This window comes from Flavobacterium psychrotrophum, assembly GCF_003403075.1.
In the GTDB taxonomy this organism is placed as follows: domain Bacteria; phylum Bacteroidota; class Bacteroidia; order Flavobacteriales; family Flavobacteriaceae; genus Flavobacterium; species Flavobacterium psychrotrophum.
In genome coordinates, this window is the sequence record NZ_CP031557.1 from 986,023 (window position 1) to 1,001,974 (window position 15,952).

General features: G+C 44.1%; 18 protein-coding genes. 3 read left to right on the forward strand and 15 right to left on the reverse strand.

Annotated elements, in window-relative coordinates; genetic code table 11:
* Positions 1 to 27 precede the first annotated feature (27 nt).
* From DYH63_RS04230 to DYH63_RS21815, 3 genes are read left to right on the forward strand one after another with little or no spacing between them, the layout of a single operon-like run.
* Positions 28 to 249 carry a hypothetical protein gene (locus DYH63_RS04230; RefSeq protein ID WP_116787625.1) on the forward strand — a complete coding sequence of 74 codons (222 nt, stop codon included), beginning with the start codon at positions 28 to 30 and terminating at the stop codon, positions 247 to 249.
* Positions 230 to 439 carry a SymE family type I addiction module toxin gene (locus tag DYH63_RS04235; RefSeq protein WP_116787626.1) on the forward strand — a complete coding sequence of 70 codons (210 nt, stop codon included), beginning with the start codon at positions 230 to 232 and terminating at the stop codon, positions 437 to 439. The genes DYH63_RS04230 and DYH63_RS04235 overlap by 20 nt, the downstream gene beginning before the upstream one ends.
* The gene (locus DYH63_RS21815) at positions 423 to 842 is read left to right on the forward strand and encodes a DUF6943 family protein (protein ID WP_116787627.1); all 420 of its coding nucleotides are present in this window, start codon (positions 423 to 425) and stop codon (positions 840 to 842) included. The genes DYH63_RS04235 and DYH63_RS21815 overlap by 17 nt, the downstream gene beginning before the upstream one ends.
* Positions 843 to 922: 80 nt before the next feature.
* On the opposite strand, the gene DYH63_RS04245 is transcribed toward DYH63_RS21815, so the two are convergent.
* The 15 genes from DYH63_RS04245 to DYH63_RS04315 form a co-directional block, all read right to left on the reverse strand.
* Complete coding sequence (locus DYH63_RS04245) at positions 923 to 2,614, reverse strand: hypothetical protein (RefSeq protein ID WP_116787628.1); 1,692 nt, start codon at positions 2,612 to 2,614, stop codon at positions 923 to 925.
* A complete protein-coding gene (locus DYH63_RS04250) occupies positions 2,586 to 3,239 on the reverse strand; it encodes a hypothetical protein (protein WP_116787629.1) in 654 nt (217 codons plus the stop codon). The genes DYH63_RS04245 and DYH63_RS04250 overlap by 29 nt, the downstream gene beginning before the upstream one ends.
* A complete protein-coding gene (locus DYH63_RS04255; protein ID WP_116787630.1) occupies positions 3,236 to 3,538 on the reverse strand; it encodes a hypothetical protein in 303 nt (100 codons plus the stop codon). Before DYH63_RS04255 ends, DYH63_RS04250 begins: the two co-directional genes overlap by 4 nt.
* Positions 3,538 to 4,128, reverse strand: coding sequence for a phospholipase D-like domain-containing protein (locus DYH63_RS04260; protein WP_116787631.1), 591 nt, complete (start codon positions 4,126 to 4,128; stop codon positions 3,538 to 3,540). Before DYH63_RS04260 ends, DYH63_RS04255 begins: the two co-directional genes overlap by 1 nt.
* On the reverse strand, positions 4,121 to 5,293 hold the full coding sequence (locus tag DYH63_RS04265; protein ID WP_116787632.1) for a hypothetical protein: 1,173 nt from the start codon (positions 5,291 to 5,293) through the stop codon (positions 4,121 to 4,123). Before DYH63_RS04265 ends, DYH63_RS04260 begins: the two co-directional genes overlap by 8 nt.
* A gap of 125 nt (positions 5,294 to 5,418) precedes the next feature.
* On the reverse strand, positions 5,419 to 6,240 hold the full coding sequence (locus tag DYH63_RS04270; RefSeq protein WP_116787633.1) for a hypothetical protein: 822 nt from the start codon (positions 6,238 to 6,240) through the stop codon (positions 5,419 to 5,421).
* A gap of 9 nt (positions 6,241 to 6,249) precedes the next feature.
* Positions 6,250 to 8,403 (reverse strand): hypothetical protein, encoded by a 2,154-nt coding sequence (locus DYH63_RS04275; protein WP_116787634.1) that lies wholly within the window; start codon positions 8,401 to 8,403, stop codon positions 6,250 to 6,252.
* Positions 8,404 to 8,430: 27 nt separating this feature from the next.
* Entirely contained in the window at positions 8,431 to 9,366 is a 936-nt protein-coding gene (locus tag DYH63_RS04280) for a Clp protease/crotonase-like domain-containing protein (RefSeq protein WP_116787635.1), read from the reverse strand.
* 18 nt (positions 9,367 to 9,384) lie between these two features.
* Entirely contained in the window at positions 9,385 to 9,945 is a 561-nt protein-coding gene (locus DYH63_RS04285; protein WP_116787636.1) for a hypothetical protein, read from the reverse strand.
* A 2-nt stretch (positions 9,946 to 9,947) separates the two neighbouring features.
* The gene (locus DYH63_RS04290) at positions 9,948 to 10,340 is read right to left on the reverse strand and encodes a YcbK family protein (RefSeq protein ID WP_116787637.1); all 393 of its coding nucleotides are present in this window, start codon (positions 10,338 to 10,340) and stop codon (positions 9,948 to 9,950) included.
* Positions 10,337 to 10,906, reverse strand: coding sequence for a phage holin family protein (locus DYH63_RS04295; protein WP_116787638.1), 570 nt, complete (start codon positions 10,904 to 10,906; stop codon positions 10,337 to 10,339). The genes DYH63_RS04290 and DYH63_RS04295 overlap by 4 nt, the downstream gene beginning before the upstream one ends.
* A gap of 55 nt (positions 10,907 to 10,961) precedes the next feature.
* Entirely contained in the window at positions 10,962 to 11,513 is a 552-nt protein-coding gene (locus tag DYH63_RS04300; RefSeq protein ID WP_116787639.1) for a hypothetical protein, read from the reverse strand.
* Between the two features lie 22 nt (positions 11,514 to 11,535).
* Positions 11,536 to 12,360, reverse strand: coding sequence for a hypothetical protein (locus DYH63_RS04305; protein WP_116787640.1), 825 nt, complete (start codon positions 12,358 to 12,360; stop codon positions 11,536 to 11,538).
* A gap of 17 nt (positions 12,361 to 12,377) precedes the next feature.
* A complete protein-coding gene (locus DYH63_RS04310; RefSeq protein ID WP_162926920.1) occupies positions 12,378 to 14,999 on the reverse strand; it encodes a hypothetical protein in 2,622 nt (873 codons plus the stop codon).
* A complete protein-coding gene (locus DYH63_RS04315; protein ID WP_116787642.1) occupies positions 14,992 to 15,504 on the reverse strand; it encodes a hypothetical protein in 513 nt (170 codons plus the stop codon). The genes DYH63_RS04310 and DYH63_RS04315 overlap by 8 nt, the downstream gene beginning before the upstream one ends.
* Positions 15,505 to 15,952: the final 448 nt, after the last annotated feature.

Genomic DNA, 15,952 nt, shown 5'->3' on the forward strand with positions numbered 1-15,952 from the left:
CTAACAATTAAATTAATATACACGACAATGTACAGATTAATTCAGGGCAAAGCTACGGCTTTCAAGCCCAGCGAGCAAGTATTTGCTATACTTCACGAAAGAGGACTTTCTAAAATTTTCAATTATTCAGATTACGAGCATTTTAAAAAACAATGCAAAGGAGCGTTTAACCGCGCCCAGGCTATTGCTGAAATGTTTATCGAATATCACGAAGATACCCACAGCGATTATGAAGAATATGTTTACTAAGCCCGTGCGCTGCCTCACTATTTCTTCTAAACTTGTAAGGGCGCAATTCAAACGAAGCATTAAGCCACAATTAACGCTTTCGGGCGACTGGATGGCGAAAGCCGGCTTTAGCATAGGGGAAAAAGTTTCTATTGAAATTGAAGCCGACAGGCTTGTAATTAAACGGCTTGCCGATGTTATGGAGGGTTAGCACTTTTGACCCATTAAGGCACGAACACAAAGAAAATATATTTTACATTCAATCGAAAGGGGAGAACGCAGGGCGACCGCTGCGGGAACCGAAGCGTAATTGCTTTATTATTGAAACTGATTATGAGCATGCCTTTGAAATTTGTACTGTTTTATGGATTTCTAAAAAATATGAACCGCTGATTTGTGGTAGTGTAATTCCGTTTTTGCGGATTAGGGATTTTGAAAGTATGGCATTACCGTACATCAAAAATCTTTCTTTTAGTCTAACACAAGATATGAAAGCACTTGCATCAATAGACGAATTACTATCTCATACACAAAAGAAGCTGCAACTCGTCAGGGAGTTAAAAATTAGCACCGCCCTGCACGTTTTAAACAAGTTTGACCGCATTATATATTAAAGCGACAAAAACGCCTGAGAGGGGCGTTTTTGAAATTTTCTCGCGCTGTCGCGCTCGGCTGTATGGAATGTTCCGGCATTTTAACCCACGGTAGGGTCGGAATTAGCAAAGCTAACTTTCCTGTTTACGTGTTTTAAAAACTCTTTACGGCACAACCAGTATTTAACGGCATCAGAAAAATTGGTAGAAAACAATGGCCTTGAAGCCAACGGCAATTTTTCGGTAGACTTATCTTTAAATATCTGCTTAACGCCTTTATTATTAGTCTTCACTAATATTTTAGTTAGTTCTAAACTGGCTTTAGCATGTCGGCAACCAAATAAATCCATACGCAGCTTTGGCAATTTCGGATTTGTCTCAGCCAACAACTCTTTCATAAATCTGTATTCTTCTTCCTGCTCAATATTTCCCTGGCCAACGCTCATAAGTCTAACTGTCCACCGGCTGTCATATTTCTCGATCTCCGTTTTTATTGATGATGCCCAGTCGCGCTTTAGTTTCGCGTACTGATTTCCTGAACGGTCATAGTACAGATCGAGCGATTTATATTTATGCCCGGAATAGAAATCGCAAAACTTTTTTGCCAGTTCGGCAGTACTTTCCGGAGCCAGCGTGTGAAAGTCTTTAAGGCCATAGGCGTATTTATTGGAAGTTTGCCCCGTAATCAAACTACACATATCACCAAAGTCGATACCGCCCTCCAACGGCGCATTGTGATTGATGTAGCGGAGTGCCTGGCTGCTTTCCTGGATTTCGTCCGTCAGCTTGAACCTGTCGTAATAGCTGCTATTGATGCCATCATCAAAAAAGTGATGATCGCCCAGATTACCATAGAACTTTTCGCCTTTCTTCAGGTCGATTTTAAAGGAAAGGATAGCGCTCTTAAATTCCTCCAGTCCCAGGGCCGCGAGATTATTTGTAAAGAAACCTTCCGTCAGGATATCTGCATTTATAAACGACGATACCACGTAAAAAAAAGTCAGTCCCATTCGTGCACGAATCCAGCGTTCCTTCCACTGCAGCACTTGTTTTTTGAGCGCTGCTATTTTTTTAACATCGCCGGCTTTGCTGTAGTTGTAGAGCTCGCACTTTACCTCATTTAATACCAGGCCTATCTGCAGTGCCAGTTCTACGCGCTGCACGTCCATTTCTTTTTGCATTTCCCATATCCAGTCGTGATCCCCGGAAAGGATATTGGGCATATCTGTAGTAAATGTTCTGCCGGTATAGTAAGGCGAATGGCCAAAGCGCGCAAATTCCCCGCGCAGGGCGGGGGTAAGGCGCTTAAGCTTATCGAATTTTAGCAGCCTGGCTTCGTCGCCCGTGATGTGCTGATAAGAGTTACCGGCTAGGCCACTGGGCTGATCGAGGCTACCCATATAGAAAAAGCAGCCGTTAAAAATGGAAATAGAATGCTTAAAGGTAAGTGGCGGCTTGTAAGGAAGCGCAAAATGGGAGGGAGGGCGGGTATCTGTAACATAATGAATCCCTTCTTTCCATCCGAGCTTATTCCACCCATCTATAAGCGTGGGCAGGACGTTTTTTATAGCATTTACATAGGTATCGGCTACAAATGCCTGATAACAGCCCGGCATATCATAGCACACATCCTGCAAGCGTTCAGCCACAAACGATGTTGTTTTACCACCACCACGTCCGGCGATAAGCGCAAAGTTTTGCGGCGCTATAAGGTCTGAAGCTATTTTTACCTTATTTGCAAGCCTGCCCTCTATGAGTTCATCATTAAGACTTACGTGGATCCTCCTGCTCATTAGGTAGTATTTTAAACGGCATGATATCGGCTTCCTGATACAAGCGATGCCTTTGCTTTTCCGTCAGTTCCGGCACGCCGTCAATAAGTTTTTTAAGTTCGTTCCTGTTTGCAGCCGGCAGACCGAGCATTTCGGCAGAAGTAAGGTAAAGTTTCACAGGCTCTTTAAACCACTCTTCAGGAAGATCTTCCTTGTCCGGAAGGTCGAGCTGGCGCATTTTGTAGTTGTCAAAAACCATCTTCATGGCTTTGGCCAGATCGGACACATCTTTTACCATCAGGAATGCCATGTTGATAAGCTTATCACCTTTATCAGCATAAATGTTTCGCCAGGCATTTTTAGAAACATGGCTGTCACAGAAGAAATATTCAAGCGTTTCTTCGTAGACTTTTTTGGCTTTGTACTGGCTGAAGCCATCGACGATCATTAAATGTTTGATGATTGCTTCTGGGCTTCCGTAGATGTCGATTCTTTGGTACATGCCCCGAACGCGCTCAAGCAAATTGAGGTATTGTACAATCTCTGCAGGCGCATTGTTAGGATTGCCGTTTTCCATAAAGGCATAGATAACCTCAAGATCAATCTCATCTATATCGTGGGCGTTTTTAATGCGTTTTTTGCTCATTCTCCAAATAGTATTCGGTTGCGTATTTCTTCGACGCGCAGCCTTTCAGCCTCTTTAAAGTAGACTTGTGCCGCGGTAATGTTGCCAGACTTTGCCAGTTCCAGCTGTTTTTGATTAATGCTAAATTCTGCTACGAGCCTGCCGCGGTCGTATGCCTGGCGAACGTCAGAACCCAGCTGGTACCACTCCTTTAAAAATGCTGTTTTTTCTACCTGCAGGTAGAGCGCAATTTTTTCTGGTGAGTAATTTGCACCGGCAAGATCTTCTACCATTTTAAGTTCGTCGTCAGAAAGTATCATCAGTATTTTTTTAAGTTCGTTTCGGTAAACAGTTTCATCCGGAAATCGTACAGCTGCTTATCGTTTACAAATGTGTATTGCTCGTATTGAGCGTTGTCGCTCCAGTTGCCGGAACCTTCGACTACAAAGTGCGCATGATGCGTCTTGAGCAGTGCAACTTTTGCGTGTATCCAGGCATATTGCACTTTAATGTTTGCCCTGGATGCAGCCATGCCCAGCAGGTAATCCATTGTAGCGGGATTTCGCGATAGTATTCCGTCGTTGATCAATAGTGTAATTTGCTCGACCATTCCTTTGTCATGCATCTCGATCAGGGCATCGACGACTTTTCGACTGATACTATAGGTACAGGCGTGAAGCTCTTTTATAGGGAAAACCTTTGTAATAAGCGCGATGAACGTAAATGCATTAAAGGCGCTGTCTGACTGCAGGTACATTGCTTCGCCCTCAGATGGTAGCCTGGTCAGGTCCTGCTCTAGGGCAGCGACCTTGCGGAATTGCGATACCAGGTATTTTGCAGTATAACTGCCGTGGCTACTTTCATCTTCCTGTGGGGCAGACAGCGCTTTATAATCAAATAGTTTATTCACTCAGGCCAAGCTTTTTCTTAACCAGGGCAAGTTTTTGCAGGCGCAGGTCGAGTTTAGCCTGAAGGCCTGCTTTTACATCTTCAGACACTGCTGCTGCCATATCTGATTTATTGCGGGAGATAAAGGGCTTAGTGCTGTTGATGAACTTATGGCATTTATCTGCATCCATTTCTTCTACTTCGCGCTCGATGGCCAGTTTGATGAAAACCGGATGTGTGCCCAAAATTTCTTTGTGCTCAAGGTAATGGTCAAGCTCTTTTTTTATGGCAGCGCTGGCTTCAAAGTTTGCTGTAGCTGTTTCAGCAAGTTCCAGCTGCTCTGTTTCGGTAAGTTGTAGTGTACCGGCGGCGAATGCAGCAAGTTTAGCGTGCGCTTCCTGATAGGCGTTGTATGTAGTAATTTTATCTGTGGCTAGAATCTTTAATTCGCTTGGACACTCAGGGTCTTTTAGAAAAGGATATTCGTCTCGGAATTTTGGAGTTTCTTCTGTAACGGCTGGAGTATTTTCAAATGTTTCTTTTAAGGCTTTTAGTTCTTCGTCAGTAACCTGAACAGTACCTTCACCTACAAATTTAAAACCCTCAACATGCTCGTCATGGACTTTAATATTTTCAGGCTTTGCAGATTTTAAACCTTCTGCCTCTGCAATCACTTCTTCCGGAAGCAAAATATCTGTAAGTTGATCGGCTGCCGTTTCCAGAAGCTCTTCGATCAAGTCTGACTCAAATTTTAACCCTGTGATATCGCGAAATTCATCAATACTATCATAGAAAGAAACATGAGTTTTGATTAAAAATAAATCAATGAAACCTAATGTTTTTACTTCAGCTGAATCAAATTTAGGGTAGAGCGTACCAAATTTTAAAAACAATAGGGAATTCGTTTTATTTTGATCTCTCAAATAATTTATAAACTGTTGAACTGGTCTCAGCTCAATTTTTTCCACCACCGGCGGTATCTTTTCAAGATCGGTAATCTCGTACACTTTTTGTACTTCGTAAAGCACAATGGCGAGAGAGTCGGGCGTATAGCCCATGTTCAAACGCCTTTCGGTACCTGTGTTTTTCACAGGCGACTGCCTGTAGAGTTCGAAGGCTTTGTTAAATACCTCTGACGGATCTTCCGGCAGATTATGGAATAACTCCAGTGTTTTTTGCTTACTCATAATTATGAATTTTTGTATTAAGATTAATCAGGTACAAAAATGCAGTTGCAAAAAACAAAAGCGTGTAACATGGAAAAAGCCCGTGATATCACGGGCTTTACTCAAATTAACAAACACAAACCAAACTATGAACGAGACACTTCGATCAAATATTTTTTTGCACCGGCGTTAAATACACGCAGGCTTATGGACGCACCCTGAAGGGCGGTCCAGGTAGACCCGGCCACAAGCAGGATATCTGCCGCACCGGCTGTGCCCTGGGCAAGCGTGGCTGGAGCAGCGCCACCGCCGCCTATTAAAGTAACGATCTGGCCAACCGGAAGATCAAGCGCAGAAGGCTCGATATCATCAGTCACTGCCATGCTTGGCAACTGGTAATGATTACCGTTAGTTTCGTTGATTGCGAACACTGCTGATGTTGCCGGGAATGGCTCAGCATAGATCAGGGCGCCAGTGTAATGGCCCGGCAAGAATCGTGACTTAGCGTATTGCTCAAACGTAAGCGTTTTTGCGCGGCCTTCGTTATCGTCTTTACCTGTAGCTTTTAGTTGCACCGGAGCGCATTTTGTACCCACTACTTTCCTGAAACTATCTGCGCAGCTGCCATAGATAATTATAGCGTTAACGCCGGTCCAGTTTGCAATAAACTCGTTTACCGGAAGGTCATCGCCCGGATATTCGCCTACAAAACTTTGCTTGTAGGTAATGTTATCTTCTTCACCTTCGGCCTCAAACGGCGCGCTTGTTTTTGACTTGGTAGAGTAAAATGTATACATCCTGGCGTTGGGCTTCATCACGAAGCTGCCCAGCATATTTACACTGCCGTCATCGCGCAGTGGCCATACGGCTACATCATCGGCAGCAAATATGGTAACGTTTGGCTCTTTGGGAGCCGCAGCCCCGGGAGAACCTCCCGGAGATTTAGCTAAACTTGTTCTTAAATACATATCTTGAGATTATTCGATTACACGTTTTGTTTCTGTCCATACTCCGGCTATTTTGGTCAGCTGGATGTAGTCTGTCTCGGCATCAAGCGTGGCGTTAGCCGTAAGCTTGACGTTGCCGGTAGTAGTAAGTGTTAGCGCCGCGTTGGCAGCCTTACCATAGATCCTGATGCTTTTCCTTTCTACACCATTCACAATCCCAGTGAATGCCGTTGTAGAAGCAGTACCGGTATATCGGAAGATTGTTCCTGAATCGGCATCCAGCGTTGCTGTAGCAAAGTCCACATCTGTAGATGCTGCCGTAGGCGCTGAAGTTGTTCTGGAAAGTTCTGTAAAGGTCTTATCGTCGTTAACGTAAAGTGTTAGTGTGCCTCCTGTATTCAGTGCATAATCGCCCTGAATGTTGAACGTTGCATTATCTTTTACATATTTAACACCAGCCATTGACGGGTTACCTGTAATGGTAATTACCTGCCCTGCAGCAAACTCTCCTTTTGCAACTGCGATGTCCGTTACCCATTTCTCATCTACCACCATGGCGTTGTAGTTGATTTTTAGCACTCCAGACCTGTCATCGTAAATTGGCACTCTAACATTATCAGCAAACACCGGACAGTCGTTTGACCAAAGTTTTTGCTTGATAAATGCTGCTGTGTCGCCTTCTTCAACTTCAGTACCTACAAAAATGAAACGGATACCCAGCCTATAGTCGGCGAAAATCAGTGTATTACGTTTTTCATGCGTAATAGTGAATTTTCCTTTTTCTGAAGCATCGTAGTCCATGATCTGAATGTTCTTAGAGGACGTAATACCCATGAAGTCTGTATCAGTGTTATCTTTCAGCACTTGGAACTTGATCCATGGCCTGTCGATAGGGCTTTCAAGGCCGTAGTCTTGTTTACCCTGATCTGTAGAATACTGCAGTGTGTAGATTTCGCCGGCACGTTTATTATAGGCTTTTCTCCAGCGGTCAGTCAGCTGTAATTCCAGGCCTCCGTTTTTACGTTCGTCTTCCGGAACCATATCTACAAGCTTGTGTACATAGTCTACAATCCCTGCATCTGTAGGAGTACCGATGCTGAACTTGCGGTATTTTTTAGTAACGTCACCGTGGTAATACCACAGATATCTTAGACCGTTCTGGCTGTTTACTGCAGCACCGGCTGTGTCATCGTCTTCGCTTATAGAATAAATACCGTTGATCTGTGCCTTACGGTCATCAACTTTTTGCTGTTTAACCAATTCTGAAAGCAGAAATCCGATGAACGACATTTTCCAAGGATGCGATCCATCCATATTTTTGATGGATGCCAACCAGGTAGTTTCCAATTTCTGAAGTTGTTGGCCATTAAATTCAATATCAATTTTCTTAGCGAAAACTTTACCTACTTCGGCACCGATCTTGAATTTGTTTTTAGGATTCCAGCCAGCTTTACGGCCCTGAACAATCTCCTCCGGAATAATATAAGCATCTGCCACCTGGTCGAGTACGCCTGAACGCCTGTCCCATTCTGCAGGAAGATCTTCATAGTCGTTAAACCACGAATTGATTACCGTAGGATTTTCGCGCACGAAGTGCTCTAAATCTCCCTGAAGTGTAGGGATTGCACTATCATTACGAAAATCTGTAGCTTTCACACTACCATCTCTTAAGCGGGCATTCCACGGACGGCCTTCAAACGCGTCATAGGTCGCACCAGAGCCAAATAAGTGTGTAACAGAGTGTTTTAGCATGTTGTGTTGTCCTTTAATAATTTCAAGAGGAGAGTCGCCTTCAGGCGCGCCCATTAGCACATTAAGCTGGCCTTTAACTGTCTCCAGTTCTTTAGACAGCGCTTTAATTTTGGTAAGCGACGCGTTGCCATTATCATTACCATCGTTCGCTAATGTGGCAAGTTCCTCTGCACTTAAATTCGTTTCCAGTACCAGAGCATCGAGCTCGTCCTGGATAGCTTTTAGTTCCAGATTTTCTGAAGCCTCTGCCACACCTTTGTCAAGCCCTTTAATGAACTTGTCTGTGTAGTTTGCCCCCAAAGCATCTTCCAGCTTTTTTCTTTGTTCAGCGGTAAAGTCAGTTGCAGAACTGTCGGCATTAAGCGGTACCGAAGCGATACCAAGCAATGCCATAGCCCATTTTACTGCCTTACCCATCATTTTAAATTCCATAGATTTTAAAAGGGATTTAGTTAATAATTATTTGAATTGTTTAATCTCACTCAGGATTTCACCCATCTCCAGCGCTTTGCCCATGCCGCCAATGCCGTCAATCATGCCATACTCCAGTGCCAGGTCGGCGCCAAACGTTTTACCCGTAAGTACGCCCACAACATTTTGCTTAAGTTTCGGGCAACCGGCAACCACGGCGCCCTGAAACTTTCTAGCCAGGGGAGAAAGATGCTCCTCTTTAATCATGTCGTAATTACCCTCAAGCGCCAGGCGAAAGGCTTCGTTTTTGTGCTTGCTTTCTTCCGGATAGATCTCGTGGAACTTGTAGCCAAGGCTCTCAAGAAATTCGCGATTATCCATAAAATTGCACACCACGCCCACAGAGCCAAACAGTGCCGACACATCATTATCGGCAAGTTTGTGATCGCAGACTGCCACCAGTGCCCAGAAGTGCAGGGAACAACACTGATCTGCCAGGCCGATAACCGGCTTTTTCTTAGACTTTTTGAATTCCAAGAGTGGACCAATGGCCGACACCGCGCCCCCGGGACCGTCGATAACAAAAATTGTAAATCGAATGTTGGGATTATCGTCAGCAGCTCGCAGCGCGCCCGCAATTTCTTCTGACCCATAAGTGCACCAGTCGCCGTACTTTACAGCAGCGCCTACCATGTTTACCACAGCAACCGAGCCTTTAGGCACTTTTTCATACTGGCCATCCTCATTAGTAGGCAGGGCGCTCCCGGTCTTATCCAGTACGGTAAGCAGCCTGCCATTTATCTCTAAGGCTGTACCCGGAGAGATGGATTCTTTAAAGAATTTTTGTACAATGTTTTGCTTATCGACGGCAACAGTCTGCCCCATCATGATCTGATGTGCAATAGGCGCGTAAACTTTGAGGCCTTCAAAGCTCATGAGCCATTCGCCGCGGGCAATGTCCATCAAAAGGTGATTGAGTTTCATATTGCGAAATTGCTTTAGTTAGGAAAATAAGTTTGTAACATGGTTTTTGAAGCGTTTTGCCCAGCTGTACCTTTTATTGAGATACCAGAGTGCCACCACCGGCAGGAGCAGCAGCCACCACCAAAAACTGAACAGGGGAGTAGCTACCACCTTTTTGTTCAGGTCTTCGGTCTTGCCCTCAGCATTTATCTTTTTGTTGCCCGATGCCTGGCCGCTTTTGTTTTCAGTTCCGGAGACGCTAAGGTCTTCGCGCTTTGTTTCCTGCTTGTTGCCACTGTGCAGATTGCCTTTGCCTTTACCTTTAAAAACTGTTTTGTTTAGCAGCTTGCCGTCGGGCCCGTATTGCTCTACGCTCAGGGAGTCACCCGCAGCACCATCATAACTAATGCTGAGTTCCTGCTGCTGCAGTTGATACGTTGAGTTTTGTTTTACCCGGGATGTAATTGCGCTCTGGAAGGAAAAGGAAGTGTCGAGCTCTGCCAGGTACTTAAACTTAGTTTCGGTACTGTGCACTTCTTTTCGCCTGGAGGCGCAGCCGTAGATCGTAGCGACGGCAATGATTATGAGTAGCTGTTTCATAATTATGTCCTGTAGTTCCAGCGTGCCTGAGTTCCACGGATATCGTAATGCGTGAAGTTGTTGTACCTGCCCACGCCACCTTTTTTCATCTCACCGGCTGCAATAAGCTTTTCTATGGTAACAGCTACTTCTTCCGGAGTCATGCCTGGAATAACAATATCAGCAGCTTTACCATAAAGATGCTGACTTACTTTGCTGTGCCCTTTCTGTTTTTCGTTGTACGCTATAGTGCGGTACCCAGAGTTAATAATTATCGCCTTCCCTGTATGCTCTCGCAGCACTTCAAGATTTTTCGCTAATTCCTTAACGTTTTCCAGAGCAGAGCCTGCAGGCTCCGTGCGGTTAGCGTCGTGGCAGGCAAATTCCTGCAGTGTAAAATGTTTTGTGATTTTCATTGATTATTAGTATTAAAATTATCTGCGTCTTTAGTGCCGTCAAATTCAAACCACTTGTTGAATTTGCGTAGGATAACCCCTTTAATGCCGGCGGCTTCGGAATAGCCTAGGATGGAAAGATTCTCGAAATAGCTAATCAGCATTTGGCAGACTATCCAGGCTAAAACTACATAGTACAGCCAGCCAAACGGATTGATTTCGAAGCCCGCAATTTCTCCTTTAACTGAGGATGCAAAGGAGTTGAGGATAAAAAGGATTTGAATGTAAACTCCTAGTTTTAATATCATTCGCCCGATCTTGCGGCTCTTGATGCGTTCGCCTTTAACAACGATCGCAGCGCGCAGGCCCGTCTGGAACTCCGCAATGCACAGCATAACCAGAGCGACGACACAAACAGTATTAAGGCCGACGTATTGCTGTAGTAGATCTGAAACTGTGCCGGCCGTAATAATTATAGGAATTGTAAACTTGAGCTTATTTAGGTAAAATAGCTTGAAAACCGTAGTGCTGAAATCGCGAAGGCTGTAGTAGCCAAAGGCATTCAGGAGGTAATTGATAATTTTCATCAGGATGCACGTTTTGAATTGCCAAACTTATGCACTCGAGAAAATTATCTGTGTATCATGGTTTTTTGTAGTTAGTAACGCGATTTGCCGACTGTTCCTTCAGGCGATCAAGCTTTGTGCCTTTTTCGCGATAGTACAGCTGCCTCATGCTCTCGTTGCTGAAGCCAAACTCCAACAAATCGTACTTATCAATAAAATAGTCGATCGCGCTCTTTACCGAGGCGTCAGGATGTTTTGTGTAGCCATCTACGAAGTAAACAAAGGAGATACGGAAAATGTCTTCTAACAGATTATTGATTTCTGTAGTAGCTTCAGGCGTGAACTGCAGGAATGACTTTTTGCCCGATTCCATCCGGAAATAATTACCCTCATACTTTTTTTTACCGTCAGGCAGTTCCTCCAGCGTGAGGTAAATGTTATAGTATTCGCTACGCTTAGGAAAATCTGCCTTAACAGTATATAGGCGCATCGATCTGCCCAGAGAGGAGTCAGCGCCTATTTTTATACTACTTACTTTTTTTCCCAGATACACAGCCTCGCGCCCTTCAAATTCCTGGTAGAGGAAGGGCACAAGATGCGGGCGAATATTTATAGGAATGTAACTCAAGGAAAAAATAAAAAGAGAATGATTAAACAATAATACTCGTTACAAGTGCATTCAGCGATCGTTCTAAAAGCAGCGCCTCTGCTTTTGTAAGGCCCTCCGCTATGCCGTGCACATAAAGGCCGTTTAGTCGTTCAGCACCACCTGTAGCCGTCAGCGTTTTACCTATGCTACCAATTTGCGTAACCTGTGTAAGGCTGAAATCTGCCCGCACTGCCTGCAAACCCTCTACATTGTTTAAGTATAACGCATTCTGAGTGGCTGTAGCTGTACCTTCGATACCTGAAGCTGCAAACGATCTTATTGTAGCACTGTTGTTAATCGCAACATTTTGATTTTGCCCACCGTATGCCTTCTGTATCAGAACATTTGTCGCGGTAAACACAATGTTACCCTCTGCAATGTTGCTAACGTAGTTGTTTGTTACCGCTGGAGTAACGGCAGCGCCCACGACTCCGAAAGGCGATATCTTGTAAGCATTAGTAGTTGCTGCAAGCACTAAGGATGCAGGCGATACAGCATCATTTTGGTAAAGCTTTCTGCTGTTTAGCGCATAAACGGTCGGCACCTGAGCATCTGTAAGACTCAGAAATGCTCGCAGACCTGTCTTAAAATTGGTAACACCTTCAAGTGCTGAAGCTGCGAAAATAGGCAACATAAGCGTTTTTAGCTTTCCATAGATAGCGCCGTTTAGCCCACCAATAGCATCAACAAACACCTGTACTTTATACTTATCGCTTGCGGCAATTGTGCTGTAAGCAGCAAGCAGCGCATTTACTTCTGCGGAGACATAAGGCAATTTACCTAAGCCCGTGCCACTGTAATTTGAATTTTTGTTTACGATTATCATTTTTATAGTTTTTTAGATTATTGTAAAGTCCACGTTAGCCAGGCATAAAGCTGATAGCCGATGCTGCGCAGCTGATAGCCGCTAAGATGTACATTGTCTGTTCCCGTGATCGCTTTTGCTTTTCCGTTTAAAACCGTGTCGTCAAGGTCGTACACTTTCATGTCGCTGTAACCGCTTGACAGGGGCGACTGGGTAAAGAACGCAGGGATAAAATTGATACGATTAGCATTGCTTAATGTGCCGATGCTTGACATTATTTGCGCGATGTAGTCAGCGTTGACACCACCATTATACTGAAGCATAACGCCGTAATCATTCCATTTTTGCGGGTAGAATACACCAGGTCTGCGAGGGAGATAGTACCCAACCTTTGCCGTAGGCAGTTGCGCCGCTACTGTGTTTAATAATTGCATCGTAAGCGTTACCATGTTAGCAGTTCCTACAGGGCTATCGTTCGTCCCCAGTCCCTGTGTAAAGTGGCTTGGTGTGCAAACGTCGTGAGCGTTTGTATTTGTAATGTGTGTGCCGATGGTGTAGCTAACACCGTCAGAACCTGTCACCGTTGCACCGGCAGCGCCTGTCAGGCGTACGCCCAAATCATCCATCGTGCGATAGCGTAGCAGGTATTTCTGTATCGAAAAAGCATTGGCATTCGTCCACACATAACTGCCTGTGTATGCCTGCCCCCTTGCTATATCATAAAAATAGTTATCAGGATTAAAACACACCCCGCCATTGCAAGCTGCAATACCACCGCTGCCGAATAGAAATGTATTCATCTCAGCCTGGCACGCAGCTTCATTACCAGTATAGGCAGAAAACGCAGATGTGTAGCCCCACTTAAACTTTAGTTGCTCCCATAGCAGCGTGTTATAGTCAGGCTTGAAACGGCCAACAGGCGTTGTACAGATCGTAAAGTTTGCACTTGCAGCGTAATTAGTCCATGCCTGCCCTGGTGTCGTACTGTCAAACGGTGTTTTAGTGGCAAGGCCTGCCAATAGATACATAGCCTCAGCACCAAGGAAAAGATTACTGTCTTCAAAAGCGGTGCCGTCTAGTCGTACCCACTTCGGGTAATTTAGATAACCATAAGTCGCCCACCCTGCACGACCTTCAGAAAAGCTTTTAACAGCCAATGAGCCATTATACGGCAATGTAGTTGTTTGTGCGTTTTGCGTTCCTACAACAACACGATTGATGTTATTTATATCAGCGTTATCCATTGCAAGGAACTGCGCCACAAAGTTGGCTATATTTCCACCTGTGCCCTCTACAAATGCACCGCCTTGCGCCACTATGCTATCGCCAAGCAGCATGAAGCGTATGTTTTTGTTTTGCAGATTTGCCCTGTTCGACTTAACATAACTAACGCTAATATTTTTTGAAGCGTAGCCCGTCGCGCCTAATGACACTGCAACATCTGTAGCTACTACAGCCGCTGTTTGCGTGCCCGGCGTTTGGAACACTCGTTTTTTATCGCCATCAAGTAGCACAGGTATGCGAGTTTTTAAAAGTGCTTCCGGATATAAAGCCGTCATGTATTGACGGGTATTGCCATAAACTCCAAAGATGTGACCAGGAGAAACGACATCATAATCTACATCTGCACCAAGCGACAAACTGCCGCGCACACGATTAAAGGCATTGATAAAGCTTTGTTCTTCATAGTATGCAAGCAGCTTACCATCTGCCGTGATCTGAAAAGCTATATTTTTAGCCTCATCGACCATATAATAACTGCCGTCTACTGAATAGCACTTCATGCCAAATGTGTGCAGACCTTCCTGAACATCTACACGAAAAAGCATGTTTTGTGCCTCATCCATTACGGTAAAGCCGCTATCATCGGTAACAATGCGTGTTGTTACCGGCGCAACAAAGTCGCTAACTGCCTTAGCGCTTACAGCATCGGTAGTGTTTGCAGCATCAAAGGCAGGCGACATTACAGGCACATTTAGCGATTGCCTATTGTTTGTAAAAGCCTTTATAAAAGTATTCGCTTCCAGATCAGCCATTAGCTTGCCGTCCTGCCTTATGGCAAAGGCGATGTTATTGTTTTCGTCAGCAATGTAGTAAGTGCCGTCCACGCTGTAGCACTTCATCCCAAATACGTGCAGCCCGTCCTTTGTATCTACATTAAATAATATGTTTTGTTGTTCATCTACAACGGCAAAGCCATTATCTGTAGCAACGATACGTGCGGTAATAGGCTCAATAAATTCACTAATTGCCGCAGCGCTTACCGCTTTTGTTGTATCCTGAGCATCAAAGTCAGATGCTACCGTTACATATGGCCTCTCAAATTTTACCCCGTTTGGCTGTGCGCTCTGAAACGAATAATAGCCGGCATTCGCCGCATCTGTTGCCGACACCTGAAAACTCACTCCATTTGCCGGTTTCGGATTTAGCGCTACTGCCTCTGCCAATGTAGCGTACACCTTACCAGCCTCGCCTGTGGCTAAGCCAGCGATAGATTCGTTAGCTAAATTGATACTTTCTACAATCTCATTCGTTTTGCCTACAACATCGTTAAACTCACCAGACGTAATTTTATACTGTGAAGGAATGGTATTTGCGGCCGGAACCATCGAAGCGTAGTCTTCTTTGGTTTCAATTTGTAAAGGAACTATCTCACTCATTTTCTTCTGTGTTATTAATGATTATTGGAAATATGTTAGGATATATTAAGGGCTGCTCAAACACTGCAAAGCCAGACGGCGCTATTGATACTGTTGTAAATTGTACTTCGGCCAAATGCTCTGTGGATTTACTTTGTATCTGTGGCCTGGCATTCTGCTCAAAATCATTTCTTCCCATAATAAGATCTTTATCGTCTGACAATTTAATTTTTATGAAACGCACTTTGTGCAGGCGGGCTAGCCGGTAGGCCCGCATATCATCTGTAGCAGGAAAACGAATGGATAAAGTTTGTTTAAATGAGGTACCTGCTGCACTTTCTTCGCTTTCTTCCGAAAAAGATACTGAAGCTTTTCCGTAGTACATGGTTTCATATTTTACGGCGTGGGCGCGGGAATTGTAAAATTCATGATAGCCTTTCATGGCTACAGGATCAAAGCTGCCGCGCAACGACACTTCGATGCCGCAAATAGATGCAAAGGAATTAACACGTTCAAAGAGAGACATTAAGTAGTGGTGATTTGATGTAAAACTATGACAATTTTGTCATGTTAACAAAATTTTAGCCCGATTTATTGTACTATAAATTAGTTAAAATACACCTTGTAAAAAAAATACTGTTATTTAAAAATAGTGCCATCATCAACGCATTTTGCGTCAACAGCATCAACATAAATATAAAGCATTGATAATTAATCAGTTGATGTGTTGAAGTAGTGCAAAAAGTATGTTGAACCACTGTTGAAATGTTGATGCAAAATTTTGCCATCAATTTCATCAACAAAAAAAACACTAAAAAACATTAAACAAAAACTTTAGTTCAACATATATATAGTATTAATATAAAGTACAATAGTACTAATATTTATTGTTTTTGTTGATATGTTGATGCTGTTTTATTGTTTTCGCCAGTTTCTTTATAATTCAAAGTCTTTAGGGGGTGCGGGGGAAAAGG

Bases quoted from the DNA above. Each gene is read 5' to 3' on its own strand.
- DYH63_RS04230 (WP_116787625.1), top strand. From the start codon at position 28: ATGTACAGATTAATTCAGGGCAAAGCTACGGCTTTCAAGCCCAGCGAG.
- DYH63_RS04235 (WP_116787626.1), top strand. From the start codon at position 230: ATGAAGAATATGTTTACTAAGCCCGTGCGCTGCCTCACTATTTCTTCT.
- DYH63_RS21815 (WP_116787627.1), top strand. From the start codon at position 423: ATGTTATGGAGGGTTAGCACTTTTGACCCATTAAGGCACGAACACAAA.
- DYH63_RS04245 (WP_116787628.1), bottom strand. From the start codon at position 2,614: ATGAGCAGGAGGATCCACGTAAGTCTTAATGATGAACTCATAGAGGGC.
- DYH63_RS04250 (WP_116787629.1), bottom strand. From the start codon at position 3,239: ATGAGCAAAAAACGCATTAAAAACGCCCACGATATAGATGAGATTGAT.
- DYH63_RS04255 (WP_116787630.1), bottom strand. From the start codon at position 3,538: ATGATACTTTCTGACGACGAACTTAAAATGGTAGAAGATCTTGCCGGT.
- DYH63_RS04265 (WP_116787632.1), bottom strand. From the start codon at position 5,293: ATGAGTAAGCAAAAAACACTGGAGTTATTCCATAATCTGCCGGAAGAT.
- DYH63_RS04270 (WP_116787633.1), bottom strand. From the start codon at position 6,240: ATGTATTTAAGAACAAGTTTAGCTAAATCTCCGGGAGGTTCTCCCGGG.
- DYH63_RS04275 (WP_116787634.1), bottom strand. From the start codon at position 8,403: ATGGAATTTAAAATGATGGGTAAGGCAGTAAAATGGGCTATGGCATTG.
- DYH63_RS04280 (WP_116787635.1), bottom strand. From the start codon at position 9,366: ATGAAACTCAATCACCTTTTGATGGACATTGCCCGCGGCGAATGGCTC.
- DYH63_RS04285 (WP_116787636.1), bottom strand. From the start codon at position 9,945: ATGAAACAGCTACTCATAATCATTGCCGTCGCTACGATCTACGGCTGC.
- DYH63_RS04290 (WP_116787637.1), bottom strand. From the start codon at position 10,340: ATGAAAATCACAAAACATTTTACACTGCAGGAATTTGCCTGCCACGAC.
- DYH63_RS04295 (WP_116787638.1), bottom strand. From the start codon at position 10,906: ATGAAAATTATCAATTACCTCCTGAATGCCTTTGGCTACTACAGCCTT.
- DYH63_RS04305 (WP_116787640.1), bottom strand. From the start codon at position 12,360: ATGATAATCGTAAACAAAAATTCAAATTACAGTGGCACGGGCTTAGGT.
- DYH63_RS04310 (WP_162926920.1), bottom strand. From the start codon at position 14,999: ATGAGTGAGATAGTTCCTTTACAAATTGAAACCAAAGAAGACTACGCT.
- DYH63_RS04315 (WP_116787642.1), bottom strand. From the start codon at position 15,504: ATGTCTCTCTTTGAACGTGTTAATTCCTTTGCATCTATTTGCGGCATC.